19 protein-coding genes and 1 tRNA gene are annotated in these 21,177 nt (G+C 53.7%); 4 read left to right on the top strand and 16 right to left on the bottom strand.

Features of this window, described 5'->3' with window-relative positions; all coding sequences use genetic code 11:
- Positions 1–53 precede the first annotated feature (53 nt).
- Both J7413_RS19750 and J7413_RS19745 read left to right on the top strand, forming a co-directional pair.
- Positions 54–620 (top strand): chemotaxis protein CheD, encoded by a 567-nt coding sequence (locus J7413_RS19750; RefSeq protein WP_209101526.1) that lies wholly within the window; start codon positions 54–56, stop codon positions 618–620.
- Positions 621–1,202: 582 nt separating this feature from the next.
- Complete coding sequence (locus tag J7413_RS19745) at positions 1,203–2,873, top strand: GMC family oxidoreductase N-terminal domain-containing protein (protein WP_247743652.1); 1,671 nt, start codon at positions 1,203–1,205, stop codon at positions 2,871–2,873.
- A gap of 183 nt (positions 2,874–3,056) precedes the next feature.
- Here J7413_RS19745 and J7413_RS19740 read toward each other — a convergent pair whose 3' ends face one another.
- Complete coding sequence (locus J7413_RS19740) at positions 3,057–4,571, bottom strand: aldehyde dehydrogenase (NADP(+)) (protein ID WP_209101523.1); 1,515 nt, start codon at positions 4,569–4,571, stop codon at positions 3,057–3,059.
- 100 nt (positions 4,572–4,671) lie between these two features.
- Complete coding sequence (locus J7413_RS19735) at positions 4,672–5,352, bottom strand: GntR family transcriptional regulator (protein WP_209101520.1); 681 nt, start codon at positions 5,350–5,352, stop codon at positions 4,672–4,674.
- Positions 5,353–5,517: 165 nt separating this feature from the next.
- Between J7413_RS19735 and J7413_RS19730 the strand changes: the two genes are divergently transcribed.
- Entirely contained in the window at positions 5,518–6,534 is a 1,017-nt protein-coding gene (locus J7413_RS19730; protein ID WP_209101519.1) for an Ldh family oxidoreductase, read from the top strand.
- A 48-nt stretch (positions 6,535–6,582) separates the two neighbouring features.
- On the opposite strand, the gene J7413_RS19725 is transcribed toward J7413_RS19730, so the two are convergent.
- The 8 genes from J7413_RS19725 to J7413_RS19690 all read right to left on the bottom strand — a co-directional run bounded on the left by J7413_RS19725 (position 6,583) and on the right by J7413_RS19690 (position 15,056).
- A complete protein-coding gene (locus J7413_RS19725) occupies positions 6,583–7,608 on the bottom strand; it encodes a proline racemase family protein (RefSeq protein ID WP_209101518.1) in 1,026 nt (341 codons plus the stop codon).
- Between the two features lie 34 nt (positions 7,609–7,642).
- On the bottom strand, positions 7,643–8,887 hold the full coding sequence (locus tag J7413_RS19720) for an FAD-dependent oxidoreductase (RefSeq protein ID WP_209101517.1): 1,245 nt from the start codon (positions 8,885–8,887) through the stop codon (positions 7,643–7,645).
- Positions 8,888–8,970: 83 nt separating this feature from the next.
- Positions 8,971–9,903, bottom strand: a complete 933-nt coding sequence (locus tag J7413_RS19715) for a proline racemase family protein (RefSeq protein ID WP_209101516.1) — start codon at positions 9,901–9,903, stop codon at positions 8,971–8,973.
- Positions 9,894–10,853: a dihydrodipicolinate synthase family protein gene (locus tag J7413_RS19710; RefSeq protein ID WP_209101515.1), complete on the bottom strand. Its 960-nt coding sequence runs from the start codon at positions 10,851–10,853 to the stop codon at positions 9,894–9,896. The genes J7413_RS19715 and J7413_RS19710 overlap by 10 nt, the downstream gene beginning before the upstream one ends.
- Before the next feature lie 517 nt (positions 10,854–11,370).
- A complete protein-coding gene (locus J7413_RS19705) occupies positions 11,371–12,660 on the bottom strand; it encodes a TRAP transporter large permease (protein ID WP_209101514.1) in 1,290 nt (429 codons plus the stop codon).
- The gene (locus J7413_RS19700) at positions 12,657–13,211 is read right to left on the bottom strand and encodes a TRAP transporter small permease subunit (protein WP_209101513.1); all 555 of its coding nucleotides are present in this window, start codon (positions 13,209–13,211) and stop codon (positions 12,657–12,659) included. Before J7413_RS19700 ends, J7413_RS19705 begins: the two co-directional genes overlap by 4 nt.
- A gap of 81 nt (positions 13,212–13,292) precedes the next feature.
- Positions 13,293–14,291, bottom strand: a complete 999-nt coding sequence (dctP, locus tag J7413_RS19695; protein WP_209101510.1) for a TRAP transporter substrate-binding protein DctP — start codon at positions 14,289–14,291, stop codon at positions 13,293–13,295.
- Positions 14,292–14,705: 414 nt separating this feature from the next.
- Positions 14,706–15,056: a hypothetical protein gene (locus tag J7413_RS19690; protein WP_209101507.1), complete on the bottom strand. Its 351-nt coding sequence runs from the start codon at positions 15,054–15,056 to the stop codon at positions 14,706–14,708.
- A 25-nt stretch (positions 15,057–15,081) separates the two neighbouring features.
- Here J7413_RS19690 and J7413_RS19685 point away from each other — a divergent pair.
- Positions 15,082–15,171: transfer RNA gene (locus J7413_RS19685), tRNA-Ser, on the top strand.
- Positions 15,172–15,572: 401 nt separating this feature from the next.
- Here J7413_RS19685 and J7413_RS19680 read toward each other — a convergent pair.
- The 6 genes from J7413_RS19680 to J7413_RS19650 all read right to left on the bottom strand — a co-directional run bounded on the left by J7413_RS19680 (position 15,573) and on the right by J7413_RS19650 (position 21,078).
- Positions 15,573–15,938 carry a hypothetical protein gene (locus tag J7413_RS19680; RefSeq protein WP_209101505.1) on the bottom strand — a complete coding sequence of 122 codons (366 nt, stop codon included), beginning with the start codon at positions 15,936–15,938 and terminating at the stop codon, positions 15,573–15,575.
- Positions 15,939–16,087: 149 nt separating this feature from the next.
- Complete coding sequence (locus tag J7413_RS19675; protein ID WP_209101502.1) at positions 16,088–16,345, bottom strand: hypothetical protein; 258 nt, start codon at positions 16,343–16,345, stop codon at positions 16,088–16,090.
- Positions 16,342–16,911, bottom strand: a complete 570-nt coding sequence (locus tag J7413_RS19670; RefSeq protein WP_209101499.1) for a recombinase family protein — start codon at positions 16,909–16,911, stop codon at positions 16,342–16,344. Before J7413_RS19670 ends, J7413_RS19675 begins: the two co-directional genes overlap by 4 nt.
- 1,035 nt (positions 16,912–17,946) lie before the next feature.
- Positions 17,947–18,429, bottom strand: a complete 483-nt coding sequence (locus J7413_RS19660; RefSeq protein WP_209065688.1) for a hypothetical protein — start codon at positions 18,427–18,429, stop codon at positions 17,947–17,949.
- Positions 18,430–19,401 (bottom strand): hypothetical protein, encoded by a 972-nt coding sequence (locus J7413_RS19655; protein ID WP_209101496.1) that lies wholly within the window; start codon positions 19,399–19,401, stop codon positions 18,430–18,432. It abuts the gene before it with no gap.
- 381 nt (positions 19,402–19,782) lie between these two features.
- The gene (locus tag J7413_RS19650; RefSeq protein WP_209101493.1) at positions 19,783–21,078 is read right to left on the bottom strand and encodes a tyrosine-type recombinase/integrase; all 1,296 of its coding nucleotides are present in this window, start codon (positions 21,076–21,078) and stop codon (positions 19,783–19,785) included.
- Positions 21,079–21,177 lie beyond the last annotated feature (99 nt).

Genomic DNA, 21,177 nt, shown 5'->3' with positions numbered 1-21,177 from the left:
AAACATTCAAGATCAGAAGTCTTGAAAAGCCAATCTGAAGAACGGAACGCGCTATGAGCCTAGCAGAAGCAGAAGCGATAAAGGGATTTAACGTGCAGCCCCTCCTGCAGGGAGACGTGCAGGTTTCAAACGATCCTCAGCTCGTGATGACCACCATTCTCGGTTCCTGCGTGGCCGCTTGTATGTGGGACGAAGTCGCAGGTGTTGGTGGTATGAACCACTTCCTATTGCCAGGAACCGAGACTGGTTCCAATGGCGGCATGAGCCATGGTGTACACGCAATGGAACTCTTGGTGAATGGGCTCATTCAGGCAGGTGCACGACGTGAGCGACTACGCGTCAAACTGCTGGGAGGTGCGAAGATGTTCAATAGCCGCATCGACATTGGCACCAAAAACGCAGAGTTCGCAACCTGGTTTGTCAAAAACGAAGGGTTCGAGTTGGTGGACTGTTGCCTTGGCGGACAGCGCGGTCGCAACTTGCGGTTCTGGCCAGTTGGTGGCCGCATACAGCGTCGCTTCATGAAAGACACACGTCTGATCGAAGAGGAATCCGCACAGCGCATCGCGTCTAAGAAACCTGCGGCAGAGACAAGCATTGGCGACGTACAGCTGTTTTGAAGACAGCAAAATGGCTGTTCTGGTTTTACACGAAAAAACGCCAGTTTGACGCCTCTCAACTCTTGCAGTTCAGATTAGTCTATTGACCCAAAAGAGGTTCCTATTGGGAGCCTCTCACGACGAAGAATCCACAATTTATTGGATTCCACTTCACAGACAGCTTTTGACGATAAGGTTGCCCCCAGCGGAGCGCTTCAATCTTAGGACGCACCAAGCAGTTGGCGCTGACAAACTACAGCACATAGAGGTATTCAAACGGAGAATACCGTTTGAAGGCCCAAAAAGATCCTGTCGTTCTTACTAACAAAACCTGCCAAACAAGTGCTCGTCGCCTGATATGCTTTGACCATTTTCAGCCCCTCCCACACCAAAGTCGCGACCAAAGTCTATGGTCTCTCATCTTAAACGAGGGTTTTTAGACTGGACAAACCCCAGACCGACTTGCTCACTTTACGGGGTTCGAACCAAAGCTGAAGAACGACATTCAACATATCAACGCATCTGACTAGGGAGGATAAGATGACGTCGACAGGCACAGGGAAACAACAGCGCGCTTTACGCGCTGACTTTGAGAGCGGGCGCATGTCGCGCCGATCATTCTTGCGAGCCACTGCAGCGCTTGGGATAGCAGCAAGCGCGCCTCTGACGCTCGGCGCACGCCACGCAGCGGCACAGGCGGCAGAGAGCTATGACTACATCATCATCGGTGCGGGCTCGGCAGGATGTGCCCTCGCCGCGCGCCTCTCAGAAGACCCAGACAAGTCGGTGCTTGTGTTGGAAGCAGGCCCGCCGGACGAAAACCAGTTTATTCACATACCTGCTGCGTTTCCAAACCTGTTTGGCACTGAACTAGACTGGGGTTTCATCACAACGCCTCAGGAAAGTGCCAAGGGCAATACGCTCTACACTCCACGCGGGAAAATGTATGGCGGCACCAGCTCTATGAATGCCATGATCTATAAACGCGGGAACCCGGCAGGCTTTGACGATTGGGGCAAAGACAACCCCGGTTGGAGCTACGCTGATCTACTGCCGGTCTTCAAACGCTTTGAAAACAACGAGCGCGGCGCAGATGAGGCGCATGGCGTTGGTGGCGAGCTCAATGTCGCAGACCTTCGTGATCCAAATCCGACCAGCCAAGCCATGCTAAACGCTGCACTTGAAGCAGGGTATCCAGCACGCACAGACTTTAATGATGGCTATGATCAAGAAGGCTTCGGTTTTTACCAAGTCACGCAACAAGGTGGGTTCCGCAACTCATCAGCCGTCGCATTTTTGCACCCTGCACTCGAACGCGACAACCTTGCCATTCAAGCTGAAGCGTTGGTGCATCGGCTGATTATCGAAAATGGTCGCTGCAAGGGCGTGCGATTTGAGGCTGACGGTGAAGCATTTGACGTGTTCGCAACTTCGGAAGTAATTCTTTCCGCAGGGGCTTATGGGTCACCACATATCCTCTTGCTGTCTGGCATTGGGCCAAAAGAGGATCTGGAGGCCCTCGGCATAAGTGTCGAACTAGATTTACCAGGCGTGGGCAAAAATCTTCAAGACCACTTCATGGCACCTGTCGCCTACGAATGCACACAACCTGTCACGCTCGCAAATGCGACAACCCCAGAGCAAGCCAAACTGCTGACAGAAAAGGGCATGGGTCTTCTGACATCTAATATCGGGGAAGCAGGCGGATACCTCACCGTCATGGACGAAGCGCGCGCTCCCGATTTGCAGTTTCATTTCACGCCAACCTGGTTCGTCTCTGATGGTGCGGGAAACCCCTCAGATGGCACAGAAGGCTTTACCCTGTTGCCTGGCATCGTCGGAACGAAATCGGTGGGAGAACTGACTCTAAGCTCCGCAGATCCCAAGATGCCCCCCAACATCAATCCGAATTGCTTTGGCGATCCACATGACCTCGAAGTGATGCTTGAAGGCGTCAAAATTGCACGCAAAATCATGACGCAACCCGCAATGGATCCATACCGCGGCGCGGAACGCTTCCCGGGCGCGTCGGTACAAACCGATGAACAGATCCGAGACTGGCTGCGCGACAACGTACAAACAATCTACCACCCAGTGGGGACATGCAAAATGGGCTCAGACGATATGGCTGTGGTCGATGCCCAACTAAAGGTGCACGGCATCGCCGGACTGCGTGTCGCGGATGCCTCCATCATGCCGACGATTACCAATGGAAACACCAATGCACCATCGATCATGATTGGTGACCGTTGCTCTGATTTTATACGCACGTAGGTTCGCTTGAATATCAGGCCCGCCAAGCCAAGCGGCGGGCCCGATAAACTCAGGGCGTTGTTTGCTATCACATACTGGCGCATCTGCGCAGATCACGTTCCAGCACATGCAAACATGACGCGCTCTCCAGATCCCAAGCTCATAGCATATGGAAAGCGCTGATTGTTAAGTTAAGCCGGGGGATTACGCGCCGGTTTCAGGCACCAGCACATCTGGAAGATTTTGATAGCAAACCGGTCGCAGGAAACGGCGGATCGACAGTGTACCCACGGATGTTGCACCAAAGTTTGTGGACGCAGGGTACGGCCCGCCATGTACCATCGTATCAGACACCTCAACGCCCGTCGGGAAACCATTGGCCAGCAGGCGACCCGCCTTGCGCTCCAAAATCGGCATTAGGCTCTGAGCGTCTGCCATATCCGCATCGTCCATATGCAGCGTACATGTCAATTGACCTTGCAGATTCCGGGCAATCTCGCGCGCTTCTTCGATGTCATCGACTTCCACAACAACACCAAGGGGCCCAAACACCTCCTCGGCCAGGACATGGTTGTCCAGCCAGTTTTTTACCGTTGTTTTATAGAGATACGGTGTCGCGTCACGTTGATCACAAACGGAGGTCAACACCTCTTGAACACCGCTGGTTTCGGCGACGCGGCGCTGCCCGTCGCGATAAGCGGTCGCAATGCCATCGGTCAGCATGGTTTGCGCCCCAACTTGCGCAAGCGCTTCTTGTGCCGCAGCAACAAAAGCATCAGCTTCGGCCCCAGCTTTCATCACAACGATACCGGGGTTTGTACAAAATTGGCCTGCGCCCATAGTCAGCGACCCTGCCCAACCAGCGCCGATCTCTGCACCGCGGTTACTGAGTGCGTTGTCGAGCACAAACATCGGATTGACCGAGCCGAGCTCGCCAAAAAACGGGATTGGTTCTGCACGTTGCGCGCAAAGATCAAACAAGGCGCGGCCGCCCGCTAGAGAACCGGTAAAACCAACCGCCTTAATCAAAGGATGCTGCACCAACGCTGCGCCAACCGCGCGGTCTCCACCTTGAATAAAACTGAAAACACCAGGATCAATGTCACACTTTTGAATGGCAGCGTGAATGGCTTCTGCGATGATTTCACCTGTACCCGGGTGCGCGGAGTGGCTTTTCACAACAACCGGACAACCTGCGGCAAGCGCTGCTGCGGTATCACCGCCCGCCGTGGAAAACGCCAAGGGAAAGTTTGAGGCGCCAAACACAGCGACCGGCCCAATCGGGCGCTGCACCATCTTCAGGTCAGGACGCGGCAAAGGTGCCCGGTCAGGCAACGCAACGTCGTGGCGGCGATCGAGATAGTCGCCTTGCAGAATGTGGCTTGCAAACAGGCGCAATTGGCCTGTGGTGCGACCTCGCTCACCCTGCAGACGCGCCTCAGGCAACCCGGTCTCCTGCGTGCCAATTTCCGTGATGGCTTCAGCGCGGGCTTCAATCTCATCGGCGATAGCGTTTAGAAAAGTCGCGCGTGTTTCCCGCGTTGTGTACCCAAAGCTCCAGAAGGCCTTTTCAGCAGCTTCAGCAGCCGCAGCAACATCTGAGACACGACCAATGGCATATGTATGGCTCGGTCCATGGGCTGGACTGGACATAAAGGTGTCAGCACCTTCTTTCCAAGTGCCAGCAATCAAGTGTTTTCCGTGAGGTGTGAACGACATAGGCTCGGATCCATCGGTAGTGAATAAAGTTATGGATATTGTATCCAATTATGATTCCTGTGACAACCCGTCCATATCGACCAGCCAACACCAAGTTGGGCTAACTGACTTCATCCTTTCGCTGCGCTGCGATCATTTCTAAAAGCTCTGCTTTAGTGCGTGTGATATGCTGACTCAGCAGTTCGCAAGCCCCATCAACATTGCCAGCACGCGCAAGCTCCAAAAGCCTACGATGCTCTTGTTGCGCTGGCTCCCGTTGTCGCATCACACTTAAATGGATGCGCACATACCGATCAGAGTGCACATTCAAACGCGCGAGCATCTCATCAGAAAGCCGCCGCCCTGCTGCACTGTACAGCGCACAATGATAGTCGTAGTTTAACTTTCCCCAACGTGACACATCATCCTGACGGTAAGAAGTCTCCATATCGGTCAGGATTTCCTCGCACTTTTCGAATTCTAAGGCGCCCATCTCTGGAATCGCTCGCCGAAACAGATCTACTTCAAGCAAAACCCGCAGGTCGAAAATCTCACCGATCTCTCGTAGGGAATGTTTCATCACATACCCACCACGGTTGTTTTCCCACTGCACCAAACCTTCTGCACTCAGTCGCTTCAACGCCTCCCGTACAGGCATCCTAGAAACCTCATATTCTTCCGCGAGCAATTCCTGCCGAATAGCCTCACCTTCCTTGAGATCCCCACTTAGGATACGCTCACGCAAGTCGTTTGTGATCAGTTCGGGAAGGCTTTGCTTCTTAACGGCACGAGTGGCTGACATATTGGTCTTCGCTTTTGTATTCTGGATGCAATACGCTCAAATGAAGAGTTACACTGAAAACATTGGCAAAAAAACCTGAAATCTGGATTGCTGGATGAATATGATTTTTGTATCCAATATCCTAACATCTTCTTGCTGCACCAAAAACGAAATCAGGGAATTCTCATGAGCGCTATGAAAAAACTGAAACTCGACGACATTCAGACGCTCTGTCAGGAAGTCTTGACCTCTGTCGGATATGGCCAAGAGCACGCAGACGCCATAACTGACATGCTATATCGATGTCAGCTCGACGATTGCCAGTCTCATGGCCTCTTCCGTTTGTTCATGTGCGCTCAAACCATGCAAGCGGGACAGATCGACGGTCACGTCAAACCTGAACTCGCAGAAACCGACAACGCAATCGTGCGCGTCGATGCCAAAGGCGGCATGTCATTGCTTGCATTTGAAAAGGCATTGCCAACGCTCGTCAAAAAGACCCGACAACATGGAATTGCAGCAATGGCAATCAACAATTGCTTCCATTTCTCAGCTCTATGGCCCGAAGTAGAACGCCTTTCAAACGAAGGCCTAGCGGGTTTGGCGATGGTTCCAAGCCACGCTTGGGTGGCCCCAGCAGGCGGCACGCGTGGCAGCCTTGGCACCAATCCAATCGCGTTCTCATGGCCCCGCATCGGCAAAGACCCGTTTACATTCGATTTCGCGACCAGCGGCTTTGCACGCGGAGAGATTGAACTCTATCGGCGCGCGGGCAAGCCTCTGCCCGAAGGCGTGGCGATAGACAAAGACGGCAAGCCAACCACCGATGCACAAGCCGCGATGGATGGCGCCATGCTGACTTTTGGCAGCTACAAGGGCTCCGCGCTATCCATCATGGTGGAGTTGCTGGCAGGCCCCCTGATTGATGATCTCACCAGCATGGAGAGCATGGCCTTTGCCAATGGCGCAGGCGGGGCCCCCTATCATGGAGAAATCCTTCTGGCGTTTGATCCGAACCATTTCAGCAATGGCCACGTGGCCGACAATGATGCCCGCGCCGAACGCCTATTTGCCGACATTGTTGACCAAGGTGCACGATTGCCATCGCAACGGCGCTTTGCCGCCCGCGCCCGCAATCTGGAGCGTGGGTATGTTGAAGTGCCCCAAACCTTGTTTGACGATCTGGTAGCTCTGAAAGCCTAAAAAGAAACGCCCAGCCACTTGGCTGGGCGTTTTGTTCAAATCTGTCTGTCACGCACCCCAGGTATCGCGCAAACGATACCCACCAGGCCAAGGATCCGACGGATCCAGCATGTGCTGGTGAATGCCCGTGACCCAGCCGCGCCCGGAAATCTCGGGGACAATCGCCGCCTGTCCGCCCACTGTTGTCGTGTCAACGATACGTCCTGTGAAGCGAGACCCGATGATGGAAACCGCTTCAAAGGTTTGCCCCTGTGTCATCTGTCCCCGCGCGGCCATCAAAGCCATTCGCGCCGATACAGCCGTGCCGGTTGGAGAACGGTCCACCTTACCCGGCTGAATCGCCACCGCGGATTTTCCAGTCAGACCGGTCTCTGTTTCACTGAGCGGCCCGCAGAATGCGCAGAAAGAAATGTGCTTCCAATCAGGGTTCTCTGGGTGATGGAACCCCAGCTGTTCGTTCGCCGCATTGGTGATCTTCACCCCCAACTGCGCAATGTCTTTAGCTTCGCTTTCGACGATTTGAAAACCAAGTGCCTTTGCGTCCACCACCACAAAACTGTCACCGCCATATGCGGTATCAACCGTGATAGAGCCAAGCCCCTCGACTTCAAGTACGACATCCAGCTGTCCAGCAAAACTGGGCAAATTCTGAACAAAAATTCGCTCTGCCTTGCCATTTTTGCACTCCGCGCGCACCCGAACGAGCCCCCCCGGCGCCTCAAGTGTCATATGGGTGACCGGCTCCTGCATCGGGATCAACCCGCCATCCAGCAATACGGTAGACACACAGATAGAATTCGACCCCGACATCGGTGGCGTGTCTTCAGGCTCCATGATGATCCAAGCGGCATCGGCCTCTGGATGTTTCGGAGGCACAAGCAAGTTGACATGGCGGAACACACCACCACGAGGCTCATTCAATACAAAATTACGCAGGGTCTGATCCTCCGCAATGAACCGACGCTGCTCCCAAAGCGTTTCACCGGGCGGCGGCAAAACCCCCCCCACGATCACATCACCAACTTCGCCTTCTGCATGGGCGGAAATCACGTGAATTGTTTTGCTGCTGCGCATGCTGCCTCCTCTATAGTGTTGTTCTGGCGCAAACTTAGAACCGTGTTGCGGCAAATGCCGACATATCGACTTGCGGCGTTTTTCCTTCGACCAGCGCCGCCACAAGCTCGGCTGTCCCCGCCGATTGGGTAAGTCCCAAATGTCCATGGCCAAAGGCATAAATCACCTGCCGCGCCCCCGGTGCATGATCAATAACCGGCAAACTGTCAGGCAAAGAAGGGCGGAAGCCCATCCATTGCGTCCCACCTGAAGTGTTCAGATCAGGGGCAAATCGCTTTGCCTTCGCAAGCAGGGTATCCGCGCGCTTGTAATTTGGTGGCAGATCCAATCCGCCAAGCTCCACAGCGCCACCGACGCGCACACCACCATTGATGCGCGTCATAACAAAACCATGCCCCCCAAAGGTGACATGCGTGCGCAAATCAAACGCCCCTTCAGGCAAGGTCGTGTTGTAACCCCGTTCGGTTTCCAGCGGGATCTTATCCCCCAAGCGCGCCGCCAATTTATGTGACCACGCCCCGGCACTGATCACGAGCTTGTCCGCGACTATCTCACCATCCGATGTGCTCAGCCGCACCTTTTGGTCTTGGGCCTGCACATCCATGACCTGCGCTATCTGCAAACGCCCACCACGTGCCATAAACTGATCCGCCAAGTGCTGCGTCCAAGCGGCAGGATCCGCTGTGTTCATCCACGTCGGCGTATAGCCCGCATGGGTGAACTGACGACTCAGTCCAGGCTGGATCTCTGCAATCGCATCTGCACTTTTGAGCAGCTCAAACGGGATCCCATGCTGCTTGCGCAGCTCCCAGCTGGGCATGCTGGCACGCAGCTCCGCCTCGGATTCATACAGCATAATCTGCCCTTCGCGCTGCATCATCGGCTCACCGTCCACCGCTGCGATCTGACGCTCCAAAGCCGCGCGACTGAAATCCATCAACGCCGATTGCGCCGACAAGGACGCCAGATACCGATCGCGCCAGCTTGCCCGCCAGAAACGCAACATCCATGGCGCGATCTTGAGGGCGTAGCGTGGCGGCACCGACAGTGGCCCCAAAGGATCAAACAGCCACTTGGGGGCTTTGCGCATGATGCCGGGCGTCGCCAGCGGCACAATATCAGTATAGGCAAAAGCGCCCGCATTGCCTTGCGAAGTTTCTGCCGCAACCCCTTTGCGATCCAAAACCGTGACCTGATGCCCGCGGCTCTGCAACTCCAGTGCCGCACTGATGCCCACAACACCGGCACCAATCACCACAATCTCTCGCGCGTCCTGCATCCCTATCTCCCAGACCATTTTGGCGCGCCCTCAGGCCAGTGAGGACAAAAGCAATTGACTGGGCGCAGATGCGCCCGATCCAGTTAGTCAGTAATGCCCGCCTTAAAGGGGTCATCATCGCCAAAGAGGAGCGTACCTTCAGCCATAATGTAGGCCTGCCCCACAATCGTTGGGACCACGCCCCCTGCCTCACCAATCTGGTAAGACAGTCGATAAGGGCTGCCAATCACGCTTTCCTGTACGATCTCTTCACCGGGCGCGAGGCGGCCAGATGCTGCGAGACACGCCAGTCGCGCAGAGCTGCCTGTGCCACAGGGCGACCGATCATATTCGTCATCTGGGCACAGTACGAAATTGCGGCTGTGAACTCCCTCTTTCGGAGACACGCCTTGGAACACAACGTGGTCCACCAGCTCGCCGTTTTCCCCCACAACACCCTGCGCAACACAGGCCTCCCGCGTGGCTATGGCCAGATCCGTCAACGTACGAATATCGGCGCTTTTGACCGGCATCGGGCTGGGATCAACAATGAAAAACCAATTTCCGCCATAGGCAAGATCGCCTGTCATCGGGCCATAGTCTGGCACGTCAACAGTCACATCTGCTTTGACACGGCGGCTTTCTACATTGGTCACACGCACAGTGTTGGCGTCCAGCACATCAATCGAGATCACCCCAACCGGGGTTTCAATCCGGTGCGTGCCCACGCCAATGCGGCCCATATGCGCCAGTGTCACGCCAAGCCCAATCGTACCATGGCCACACATGCCCAAAACGGCATCGGCGTCGAAATAGATCACACCCACTTCGCACGTCGGATCCTGCGGCGGCACCAACAGTGCCCCCACCATGCCGGGTTGCCCACGCGGCTCAAGCAGGATGGACTTGTAAAACGCTTCGTGCTCGGTCGCCAAAGCGCGCGCCTGATCGGCCAGAGGCCCAGACCCAAGGTCCGGACCTCCATCAAGGATCACCCGTGTGGGCATTCCTCCTGTGTGACTGTCAATCACATGCATTCAGCAATCACCCCGCCCTGCTTGCTCCAGTCGGCAAACCAATTGCGGAACAGTGTGTACTGTTGCTCGCAATAGTTGCGCTGCGCATTAGACAGAACATCGGTTTCATTGAAGTGCAAACGGTATTCTTCTTCACCATTCAGGACGAGCAGGTACTTGTAGTACAGCACCAGATCCGTGCCTTCATCAAAGCTCGACAGAACACCAAAGGCTTCTTCCAGCTCCTGCGCGCGCTTGCGCGCTTCCGCGTTGCCTTGTGCAGCCTTCTGCGACAAGGATGCCAGCAACAGGGCTTCTTTTGGCAGGGCCGTCCCAATACCAGTGATGGAACCGGTTGCGCCACAGTTTACGAACCCGTGGTACACTTCGGTGTCCACACCCACCATAAGCGTGACTTGTTCGTCCTGGCTGGTGATGTGTTCTGCGGCATAACGCAAATCATCTTTGCCACCAAACTCTTTGAAACCAACGAGGTTCTTGTGCTCTGCACGCAGGGCAAAGAAGAGGTCTGCGCGGGTGGCGAAGCCATAAACCGGACTGTTATAAATGATCGCAGGCACATCAGGTGCCGCTTCCAGGATGGCTTTGAAGTGGTTCTTCTGCGCAGCCATCGATGTACCGCGAGACAGAACACGCGGGATCACCATAAGGCCAGCCGCGCCAACTTTTTGCGCGTGTGCCGCATGTGCCACAGCAGATTTGGAGTTGATCGCACCGGTACCCACAACAACAGGAATACCCGCTTCAACAAGGCGCTCCACGCCCGTCATGCGCTCTTCATCGGACAATAGCGGCCAGTCCCCCATGGAGCCGCAATAGACCACAGCCGACATACCGGCTTCGATCATGTCATGACCTTTCTTTACCAGCGCATCATAGTCTGGTGTGCGGTCTTCTTTGCATGGGGTCATCAGCGCGGGCATGGTGCCAGCAAAAACGGTGGTCGACATGGGATCTCCTGTCTGAAGGCTGGCGCAAGCGCCATATGTTGACGGATAAGGAGGGCGCGCCCTCCGAAGATCAACCTCACAACCACCGCACTTGACTAGCGATTCAAAAGGACAATCTCCTATGCCACTCCAGCTACAATAATTGGATCCAAAATCCAATAGAAAATGACGATGTATCCAAGAAACTGCTTTCACACCGGAGAATCCGACGCCAACAGCCAACACAAACACGCATAGCGGACATGCGAATGAAATTCTTCTCGCGACCCAGCTTGCCCCCTAAACGGGCGCCATCGTACAGACACATTGATTCAGAAAAGGACACTCCAAATGACACGCAAATTTCTGAGCGCATTGGAGTATACAGGTTTTGTCACCGCAGGCATGCTGGCCATCGCCACAGTGATCGTACTCACATATGCATGAGCCAACAGTCCACGCCACATAATTTGCTTCACACATAAAAGCCGGCGAGATTCCCGCCGGCTTTCGTCATTCAAGAACTGTCAGACACACCTTAGCCCAAAAGCAGATTTGGCAACCACAATGCAATTGATGGCACAAAGGTCGTCAACATCAATGTCGGCAACCAAGCAAACACGATGAACACAAGCGTCGGCCACAGCATCTTCGCAACCGGCGTGTCTGTAACTTGCGCGCCCAGATACAGCAGCGGAGCGGTCGGTGGCGTGATATTGGCCATTCCAAGATTCACCCCGATAACGGCAGCAAAGTGAATCGGATCCATACCTACGCTCTGCGCAATTGGCAGCAGGATCGGTGTGGAGAGCAGCAAGCCGGAAATATCATCCATCAACATGCCAATCAGGATCATCACCACATTGATCATCAACAGAATGACAATCGGGTTTTCAGATACCGAATAGACCATGTCCTTGGCGATCTGTGGAGCACCCTGCGCAATCAGATTGTCAGACACAATCACCACCATAAAGATCATGACCATCACCACGCCGATGGTGATGCCTGAGCGCTGTACCGTCTCGGCAAGGGTTTTCCAGGTCAGACCTTTGTAGAAATAAATCGCCACCGGTATCGCATAGACCACCGCAATACCTGCCGCTTCTGTTGGGGTCATGATACCGCCATAGATGCCGCCAAGGATGATGATCGGCATCATCAGCGCGGGGCCCGCAACACGCCCCTGCGCTTTCAGTGCAGGCATAAACGGATCAGGGCGATCCTTCAGCTCAATGTTGTCATATTTGCGCAGCATGAACTGGTTGGTGATGATCAAAAGCGTGATCAAAATCATCGCCGGGATCACAGTTGACAGGAAGCACTTCAACACATGCTGCTGCGCCACCCAACCATATAGAATGTGCGACGAGCTTGGTGGAATCAGCAAGCCCAGCGGGCTTGCGCAAACCAACAGCGCTGCGGATTGACCCGCTGGATAATTGGCCCGCTTCAGGTGCGGCATCATGATGCCACCAATACAGGTCAGCGTCGCGTTGGCTGCGCCGGAAATAGACCCAAACACACCACACGCAAGAACCGCCGCCGCAGACAATCCACCTTTCAGGTGGCCAATGAACAATTCCGCAAGCGCCACCAGCGGGGCAGCAATCCGCCCCTTTTCCATCACGCCGCCAGCAATCATGAACAGCGGGATCGCCAGCAGCACCAATGACCTGATACCGGTCGATCCAGTCGGAAGATAACCAGAGATCGATTGATCCCCAACCACGGCAATGAAAGCCAAAACAGCCCCAAATGCCACAAATACACTGACGCCAAGCAGCAGCATGACACAAACGATGACTAGACTTCCAACAATGATCATTGTGCGGCCTCTTCAGAGCTTTCCGACTTCAGAGGCAAGCCAAGGCCTTTGCGGATATGGACGTAGAGATATGCGGCGGAGAACATCGACATAAAGCCGAAGGCGATCATGATCGCAATACGCCAGGAGACAAACGGGATGCGTAACGCAGGCGTGGAGCGGAACCTCGGGAAAGAGAAGTCATCAGCCAGCGACACATAGCAGGCATAGACAACAAACAATGTCACCGCCAACTCGATCGTCAGGACAACAAACCCTCGCCACCATTGCAAACGGGGGTTGGTAATCACGATTCCCAGAATATCGGCGTTAATATGGAGTTTGCGCTCAGACGCCAGAACCGCCCCTGCAAAAAAACCCACAATACTGGCTGCCAGAAGCCACTCCTCATAAGCAAACAGGTCACCATTAAAACCGTAACGGATGATCACAACCAACCCAAATGTCACGGCCATCAACAGGCCAGAGATGGTCACAATTATTTTCATGAGAACCATGGCCCAACTCAGGGGCACCCCAATGGCCTTTGGCAGTTCCTCAGTAATGTTCATTCTGCGCGCCTCTTTTTCGTGACGGTCTGTAGTCGCTGAATACAGCATGGGCCGGTGATTTCCACCGGCCCACTAAGGCAATTACTTACCTGCAGCAAGCAGACGATCCATCACGTCTTTGCCAACAGAGCTTTCCATGGTTGGCCAGATGTTGGTGCGGACGTGCTCAACCATTGCCGCCTGCTCTTCAGCGTTGAGCTTCAGGATGGTGTAGCCGCTGTCGACCAGCTTCTGCTCAAACACAGAATCGTTCTCACGATTGTAGGCGAAAAAGTCGTCAGACGCTTTCTTCATAGCAGTTTCGATGACCGCACGCTGCTCGTCGTTCAGCTTCGCCAGCGAACGCTCAGACGCATAGTAGAAGGTCTGTTCAGGAATGGTGTTGTACTCGATGAAGTGGCTGCCAACATCAGACTGCGCGAAGATGGAATAAGTCGCGGTCTTGGTGCAGCAGATTGCGCCGTCCACAATGCCAGACTGCAGCGCTGGGAAGATATCACCCCAAGCCATAGTGGTCGCCTGGAAGCCAAAGCTCTCGATCATCTCCTTCAGAACAGCAGAAGACCAAACACGAATGTTCATGCCCTTGTCTTCCAGCGTGTTCCAGTTGGTTGGCTCTTTGGTGGCCACGATGCCCACGAAACCCTCTGGGTTGCCAGCAATCACTTTCACGCCGTATTCGTCAGTGATCTCTTGCAGGATCTTGTTGAATTCGGACTCTGGATTGCGCATCACGCTGTCCATATCGTCCCAGCCGCTCACCAGGAAAGGCATGGACAGGAACTCAAGGCGAGGGTCGGTGTCAGAGTAGATGAATGCGGAGGCAAAATCGATGTTGCCGCGCGCAACGTCTTCAAACAGTGCTTCGCCAGAACCCAGCTGGTTGGCCGGGAAAACGGTCATGTTGAGGCCAACGCCAGCCGCATTCACGTCTGCTGCCACCTGCTCCATCATTTTGGTGCCCTGGTGATCAATCGGGAACACACCCGCAAAACGCAGGTCAATATCTGCTGCGAAAGCTGCTGTGCTGCTCAACAGGGCAAGCGCACCGGCTGCCGCGGTTTTCATCAGAAGTTTCATTATCAACGTCTCCAAGTTGTGAGATTTGGTTTGGCTGCCACCGGCATCCAGTGTTTAGCCGCAAAGGAATGCGCCCCTGCGAAGGCTCTTGGGATCTGAACAGGAAAAAGCGCGGATGCTCCTGAGAGCGCGTGCACTCCCAACACCGAAATGTGCAATACCATACACCAGACGCATCCTCCCTACAGCATCTGCAGGGCCTTATAGGCTCATTGTATCCAAAATCCAATAAATATTTGCCGGGCGCATTTTAGTGCGCATTTTCAGGCTCCATTAGAGTGGGTTTTGGCGGAAAAATCTGGCCCCATCTACGGCGTCTATCGGCAGAATCTTAGGTGGGTAAAGACGGCCTAGCTGCGAATTTGCGGCTCTTTTGACTCGTTTGCCTGCAGGATTCAACCGTCCCGTTGCAGGTTAAAAACCAGCATTCGCCTGAACTTTTTCAGTCCAGATATGCGAACGCGGCAAATACAAAACCTGACAGATACCCCACAGCGCGCAGCCATGCCCCAAGTATTGAAAATGTATAATAATCTGCACACCACCTTCACCTTGAACGGCTTGCCTAAAACCGAAAGATTCTCCGATTTTTCGTCCATGCGCCCCACTGGCGAGGCACAACTCAAGACCACCTAAGCATATGAGAAGTCCAGCACACCCCATAAAACAAGGCGTATCAGCCGCGAATCCGCTCGCCCCCATCAGCTTGCGGCCAACCTTTCCAAGAAAAGCAACAAAAACGTACTTTTGGGGCTTGTGCCCCATATGCCGTACAAATATACGGGTCAGCGGAGACGTGGCCGAGTGGTCGAAGGCGCTCCCCTGCTAAGGGAGTAAACGGGAAACCGTTTCGAGGGTTCGAATCCCTTCGTCTCCGCCATAACCTTTTGGCGAATTTTTCACCTAATAAATCAATGACTTAGAAGATGCGGTCAAGCGTCATCACCACACGCCATCACCACACGTTTTTGTTCAGTTTGTGCTGTGCGAGACGCAACCAAACCGAAAAAACAGTGCGGTGATCTACAGGCATATATCTCCCCACAAGAGACTGATGTCGCCCCCATGCCCCCTTCTGTGAGTGAGACCGAGTCAGGGGAGAACGCAGGTGAGCGCAGGAAGCTGCGACAAGGTAGAGCTTGGCCGATGGATACAGACCACGGCGACGGATCGCCTGTCAATTTTGGCACTAGACCGATGCCACCCAGAAGCGCCCCAAGCGTTCGCCCTTACCAACAATGTAGGAAAAGGCAGATTCGCCGTGTTAAAAGCCCCGCCAAATCATTCACACGGGAAGGTCTTTTGCAGAGCCTCGACCATTGCCAAACCAATCGGAATGTCGTTCTCGAGTGTCTCTGCGTATGACCGCAAAATTCCAATCACCATTTCAAGATTCATGGCTAGGTCACTAGGCTCGCAATAGAGTGGAGATCCACCGGTGCTTTCAGCCACCGACGTTGACCATGAAACACCTTGATACATACCGTGCATCATCACCTTAAATAGCGTTTTTTCCGCATCGGTTGTCGGGTTGTCATATCGTCCAAGCGTCTCTTTTGCTAGCGGTTCTGAGTTAGCTGGAAAAGCTGCCGCAAGACCAATCAACGCTGTAGTCAGTACCGCTGACAGTTTGTGTTTAGTGCTCATAGTGCCGTCCTTTCGTTCAGATCAGCACCACGAAACTAGCAAGGGAAAGCAACGTTAAACTATAAGACCGTATGTCGCTTGCGCCACAGGCCTTGTTTCGGGCGACCTTCGAGCGCTTTGAGGCACTCGTAGCTTCTGACCTACCGAAGTTAGGAGGCGATGGTCCTTACGGCCTCTTCAACGGAACGATGGACTGACAAAACAGAAAAGTCTGGAGCCACGATATGCCAGCTACCGTCATGTGGATGGATGCCACAATGGGGCTGGTCATCGCGCTCGACAGCGATACTTTGCATTCCATCCTCAGCCACGACCACATCAAAACGGGTGGTCTCGCTCATGGTGTTGCCCAGAGCCGCAGCTTGAGATGCATCTTGAGAGCCGTTTGGAAAACGAATGACGGTCATTGGTTTGTACCTGTTGTGTCGTTGAGGATGCGGTAAACGGATGCGCGGCCAATTGCCAGACGCCTTGCGATTTCTGTTGGTGAGACACCTTGCGCCTTCAAGGCTCTGATCTCGTCAGCCTTGGCTCTCGCAGTGGGCTTTCTTCCTTTGTACTTGCCTGCCGCTTTGGCTTTTGCGATGCCCTCTCGTTGGCGCTCGAGCATTATTGACCGCTCAAACTCAGCGACACTGCCCAGCAAGTTGATCATGAGCTTGCCCGTGGCCGTGGATGTGTCGAGGCTGAGGTCCAGAATGGACAACGAGACTTCCTTGCTGTCGAGCTGCTGCCTGATCTCGACAAGATGGCTCATTGAGCGGGCCAGTCGATCCAGCTTCGTCACAACAACCGTGTCACCCTGCCGCACAAACGCCAGCGCCTCATCGAGCTTCTCACGCCGCCTCAGGTCCACCGACGACACCTGCTCTGTGAAGATGCGTTCGCAGCCTGCATTCTCAAGGTCCCTGATCTGCGCCTCAAGTCCTGCGCTTTGTTCAAACGTCGATGTCCTTGCGTATCCGATTTTCATTATGTCTCACACGCTCCTTAGTCTTTGTGGGCAACGTGTCTCATAACCCCGAGACCACTCCAATGAGTCATTCTGACTCAGGGGCGACAGCGTCTTACTGAACCGTGGCCTATCGAGCGCCTAACGATGCGTATTTTCAGCCCGCCAGTGGGGCCAAAAGTCGCCCTCTAGAAAGCTTTGAGTAGTTCACCCTTACGAAGATCAATTCAGCTCTCACAGAAGCGACGATGGCACAGGTCCCGCGTCAGCAATGACAAGCGACAACTCCTCGTACCCGAGAAGCAAAAGACAAACCAAAGACGTGATGTGTCTTTGCCCCAAGGGCGTTGATCTCGGCTAAATCGTCATAGCCTCGAGAACCGTTCCTATCGTGGCCGCAAAACCGAAAGGCACTTGCTCGCCCCTGTCTTTTGCTTCTCTTCACCCATGACGTATCCGCCATCCTTGCGGATCGCTGGGAGGGCGCTGGTTGTCACCCAGTCCTTGAAGGCCATCGCCTCGGGCTTGCAGGAAGTGAAGATGAGTTCGTACAGACCCGCTTCGTTGATGCAGGTTGCACCACGGTTGGGGTAGCTAAGGCCCACGCCATGGGCGTTAGTCAGAGATGACTTGAGAAGGTGAGCCTTGTTGTCGTCGGAGACAACAGCCGTCACGGAAGTACGGGCTTTCTTGATGTCCAGCGCGTCACAGACATCCTTGGCGACAAACCAAGGCTCATTGTCGATCTCGATGACACGGACGTTGTTGGTGTTGAAGTCGAAGAGGGAGAGAAGGTATGTGGTCTTGTGCCTCCCTCGCAGGGTTACCCTCTAGACCCTCAAGTATGTCCCTGCGTTAAAGGACCCATGAGGAGGGGGTTTATTCAATACCCCCCTTAAACAAGCAACCCGCAAGAAGACCCCTAAGGACAGTCACACAGACAGTCATAAGGATATCATCAAGATATCGATTGGAGGGCTTCGCCCTTTCTCGAGTACGGGATTTAATTCAGCTACGATGTCGGTCTAAGGTTAGTGACGAGGGATCAAAGGGGCATCAGCGTCGAAAATAGTGGTGCCGGTCAACCACTCGAGAAATTGAAAACGGCAAAACGATGGAAATTGCAAATGAAAGAGTGCTGGCAAATCCGAATGCGGCAGAAGCTAGGGAAAGTCCAGTTGAGCTGGGTGCAAAGTCGTCAGCACCTATAAACAGGATTCCAAGTATGACGGTCACAACAAACACCGAAACCGCCAACTTTTGCCGAAAAAGTGTTCTCCCATTTTCCCATAGGATATCAGTCTCGATTTCAGTACGATCTTGCTTCTTTGGAACGGAAATTTCAGACACTTGAACAGGCGCGGAAGCAAATGAAATCAAAGCCAAAGACATACCAAAAAAGATACTTATTGAGGTAACGATCAATCCAGCTACAGCCTTAACTGGAGATGGGAAATTGAACGCGAATATGGCGACCGCTGCTGCAGCGACAACAACAGCGGTAATAAAGAACAGGTTTCTCGGTCCAGTTCGTTTCACTTAGGGCTCTCCGCCAAGCTCTTGATAGAAGGCAATCATCTTTTTATGCGCCTCTTGTACATCATAGCTTGTCCCATCCGCTGGCAATGAAACAAGCTTCTGCCAAAGGAGTGAGCCGCTTTTTATCGGCACGTCGTTGTTCAGAATGATGGTGTAGGCATCTATATTTTTGTCTTCTACAACCTCTTTTGCGATGCTGTCTAGCCAAATGTTCTTATCTTGTTCCAGAACCCCGAAGCCACTTCGTTTGAACATTCGACTTGAGAAAACGGCAATTTTGGCGACGTTTTCGCGCCTCTTCTTGATTGCCTCGCCGCTGTCACCTGTTCCAAAAAGTTGTTCAATAAGACCCCCTTTGAACGAACGTGGTAGAGAGCCAATGAGAGCCGTAGCATCCATTTCAACTCGCTTCACGCCAACTGATTTTATGGCCTTTAAGGTGTCTCCGTGCGGCATGTTTGTTAAATTGAAAGAGGTGGTATTGGGGATAATTTGTGCATTTTTTGCAAGGCGATACAGTGAAGTGCAGACGGTTGTTGTCCTCTTTCCAAGCCCACATGAGATAACGACATCGCCCACCGCGAAGAGCGCAATGTTCTTGTCTAAAAACTCCTCTCCTTCTTCTGCAGTTTGTGTACCAATTTCAATTTCTTCCTCTGAGTTTTGAAAGGACATCGTGCTAACCTGTCGACCAACAACGAATGTACTCAAGAGTACACCTGTCCCGAGGTTACTGGGGTGAGAGAAGAACTTCGAAATCGCTACACTGGTGTCAGTCGAGTTGAGAGGTTCCAACAAGCGATCTGAGTGCTTGGGCAGGTTCTGCTTAAGCTGCACCAAGATGTCTTGGAACGTGATTTTTGTTTCTTCACTAAATATGGCTCGATGGGCGCAGAGCCTTAATTGTTTCCGATCAGTTGCCATGGCAATTCCGTTTTTAGGTTTATCCCAAGACACAATCATAAAGAGCATCACATCGCAACAAACACCACTTTGAAGGACCTTTCTCCTATTCCAATGTCTCGAAAGTGGCGCTCCGTGACTTAGTTAGACTGGGCGAAAAAAGTCTTGCTCAAGAAAGGAGCGTTATCTCTCCCGAACTCGCTTACCTCGTTGAACATCTCCACTTGCCGCGTCCCTCAGAGGTGGACCTGATGCGTGCACAGGACGACGAACTGTCGATCTTGATATGCCTCTTGATGATGAAATGGGCTGAGATGTCAGGATTGGTCTACATGGGTCCCAAAAGAGACCGTGGGTATCGCGCAAGCTATCTCAACCCGACAGGAAAACCGTCTGGCCGACCAAGATACGACATGCCACGGAATACGGGGGCATAGCGCAGAGCCACGATCAGAGGGGGTACTGGAGCTTGCCGATTGCGCTGCGCTTCTGTTCCAAGCTTGGGCCATCACTGTATAAACCATATGTCAGAGAGTCGTTCTCGTGTCCCACAATAGACATGGTGATCTCCTCAGGCACATCCGCGCGTTGAAGCTGGGTTACAACCGTCTTGCGAATGCTGTGAAACGCCCACTGCCTGCCTTGATGGCCCAACGCGGTCTTGAGGTGGCCGAAGCGCTTGCCTACCGCATCTGCACGGTTGCCGTATTTGTTGGTTGTGAGACCTGACAGAACGAAGCCATCTGTCGATGTAGCGCACAGCTTGTCGATCAACGGTTGCAGCTCTTTGTGGATTGGGACCGTTCGCTCACCCGCACGTGTCTTATCATCGACCTCAAAGCTGTCTCCGTTGACGTCCGATACTCTGAGCAAGCAAAGCGACCCGATACGACACCCAGTCCACATCCCCAGCGTTATCAGATTTGCCAGAGTGTCATCACCTTTGTGGCGAGCGGCCCTCAGCAAGGTCACGACATCGACGTCAGAGAACGGCTTGTACGGCGTGGCTATGCCCACTCGGTTCTTGGACTTGTTTGTGTTCTTGAGCGCCCCTGCGAATGGATCGACATCGTCTGGAGCCAGACCCGCATCCTTGAGGTGCTGCCAATATCCGCGAACCGCAGAGAAATTCCTTTGAAGAGTGTTGTCGCTCATTCCCTCAAGGCGCATGTCGGTCACCCAGCTACGCACCGCACGTGGGGAGACATCGGCCACGCGTTCGAACCGAGTACAGAACCGCTCCAGACTGGTACGATACAGGTCTGCCGTTTTGGCTTTCAGGTCTCTCGACTTCATCGCGAGATACTCATCAAGCGACTCCGAGGTTCGGCTTTGATTGCCCTCCGCAGCCTCGACAAAGAGGTTTGCTAGATCGTGGGCCGCTTCATCCGTCGGATCGTCTGGGTTCACATACTCAGACGCAGCCTCCTTCATCTGCTCGAGGAACTTCCGGCGGGTCTGTTCGTTTGCCGCCGATGCAATCCTACGCCGCCACCATGCGGCTTCCTTGAGAACACGTGCCTCTGTGCTTTCGTGACTCTGAGAGTGTGCTGTCGGGCCAGCCTTAGCGGCTTGCAGTTTCTCAAGCCAGAAGACATCGAAAGTCGCAGCGACCCTTCGTGCCTCATCTGCATCCCCCGTTCCGGTGGACTTCAAGAAACGGCGTTTCCCGATCTGGCCTTGAAGCTCTGTTGGAATGTCTCGCACTGCATAGTAAAGCCTGCGTCTGCGCTCGAGTCTGGCCATCTCATCACCACACGTCATCACCACACGTTTTGCGCCAAATGACCCAATTTTCCTTGATACACAAGGGGTCCAGAGCGCCTACTCGGACACTCCCTTCGT

It is taken from the genome of Shimia sp. R10_1 (genome assembly GCF_017744095.1).
In the GTDB taxonomy this organism is placed as follows: Bacteria; Pseudomonadota; Alphaproteobacteria; order Rhodobacterales; family Rhodobacteraceae; genus Shimia.
Note: the sequence above shows the minus strand (reverse complement) of the source record. Positions and strands in the feature narration are given on the sequence as shown.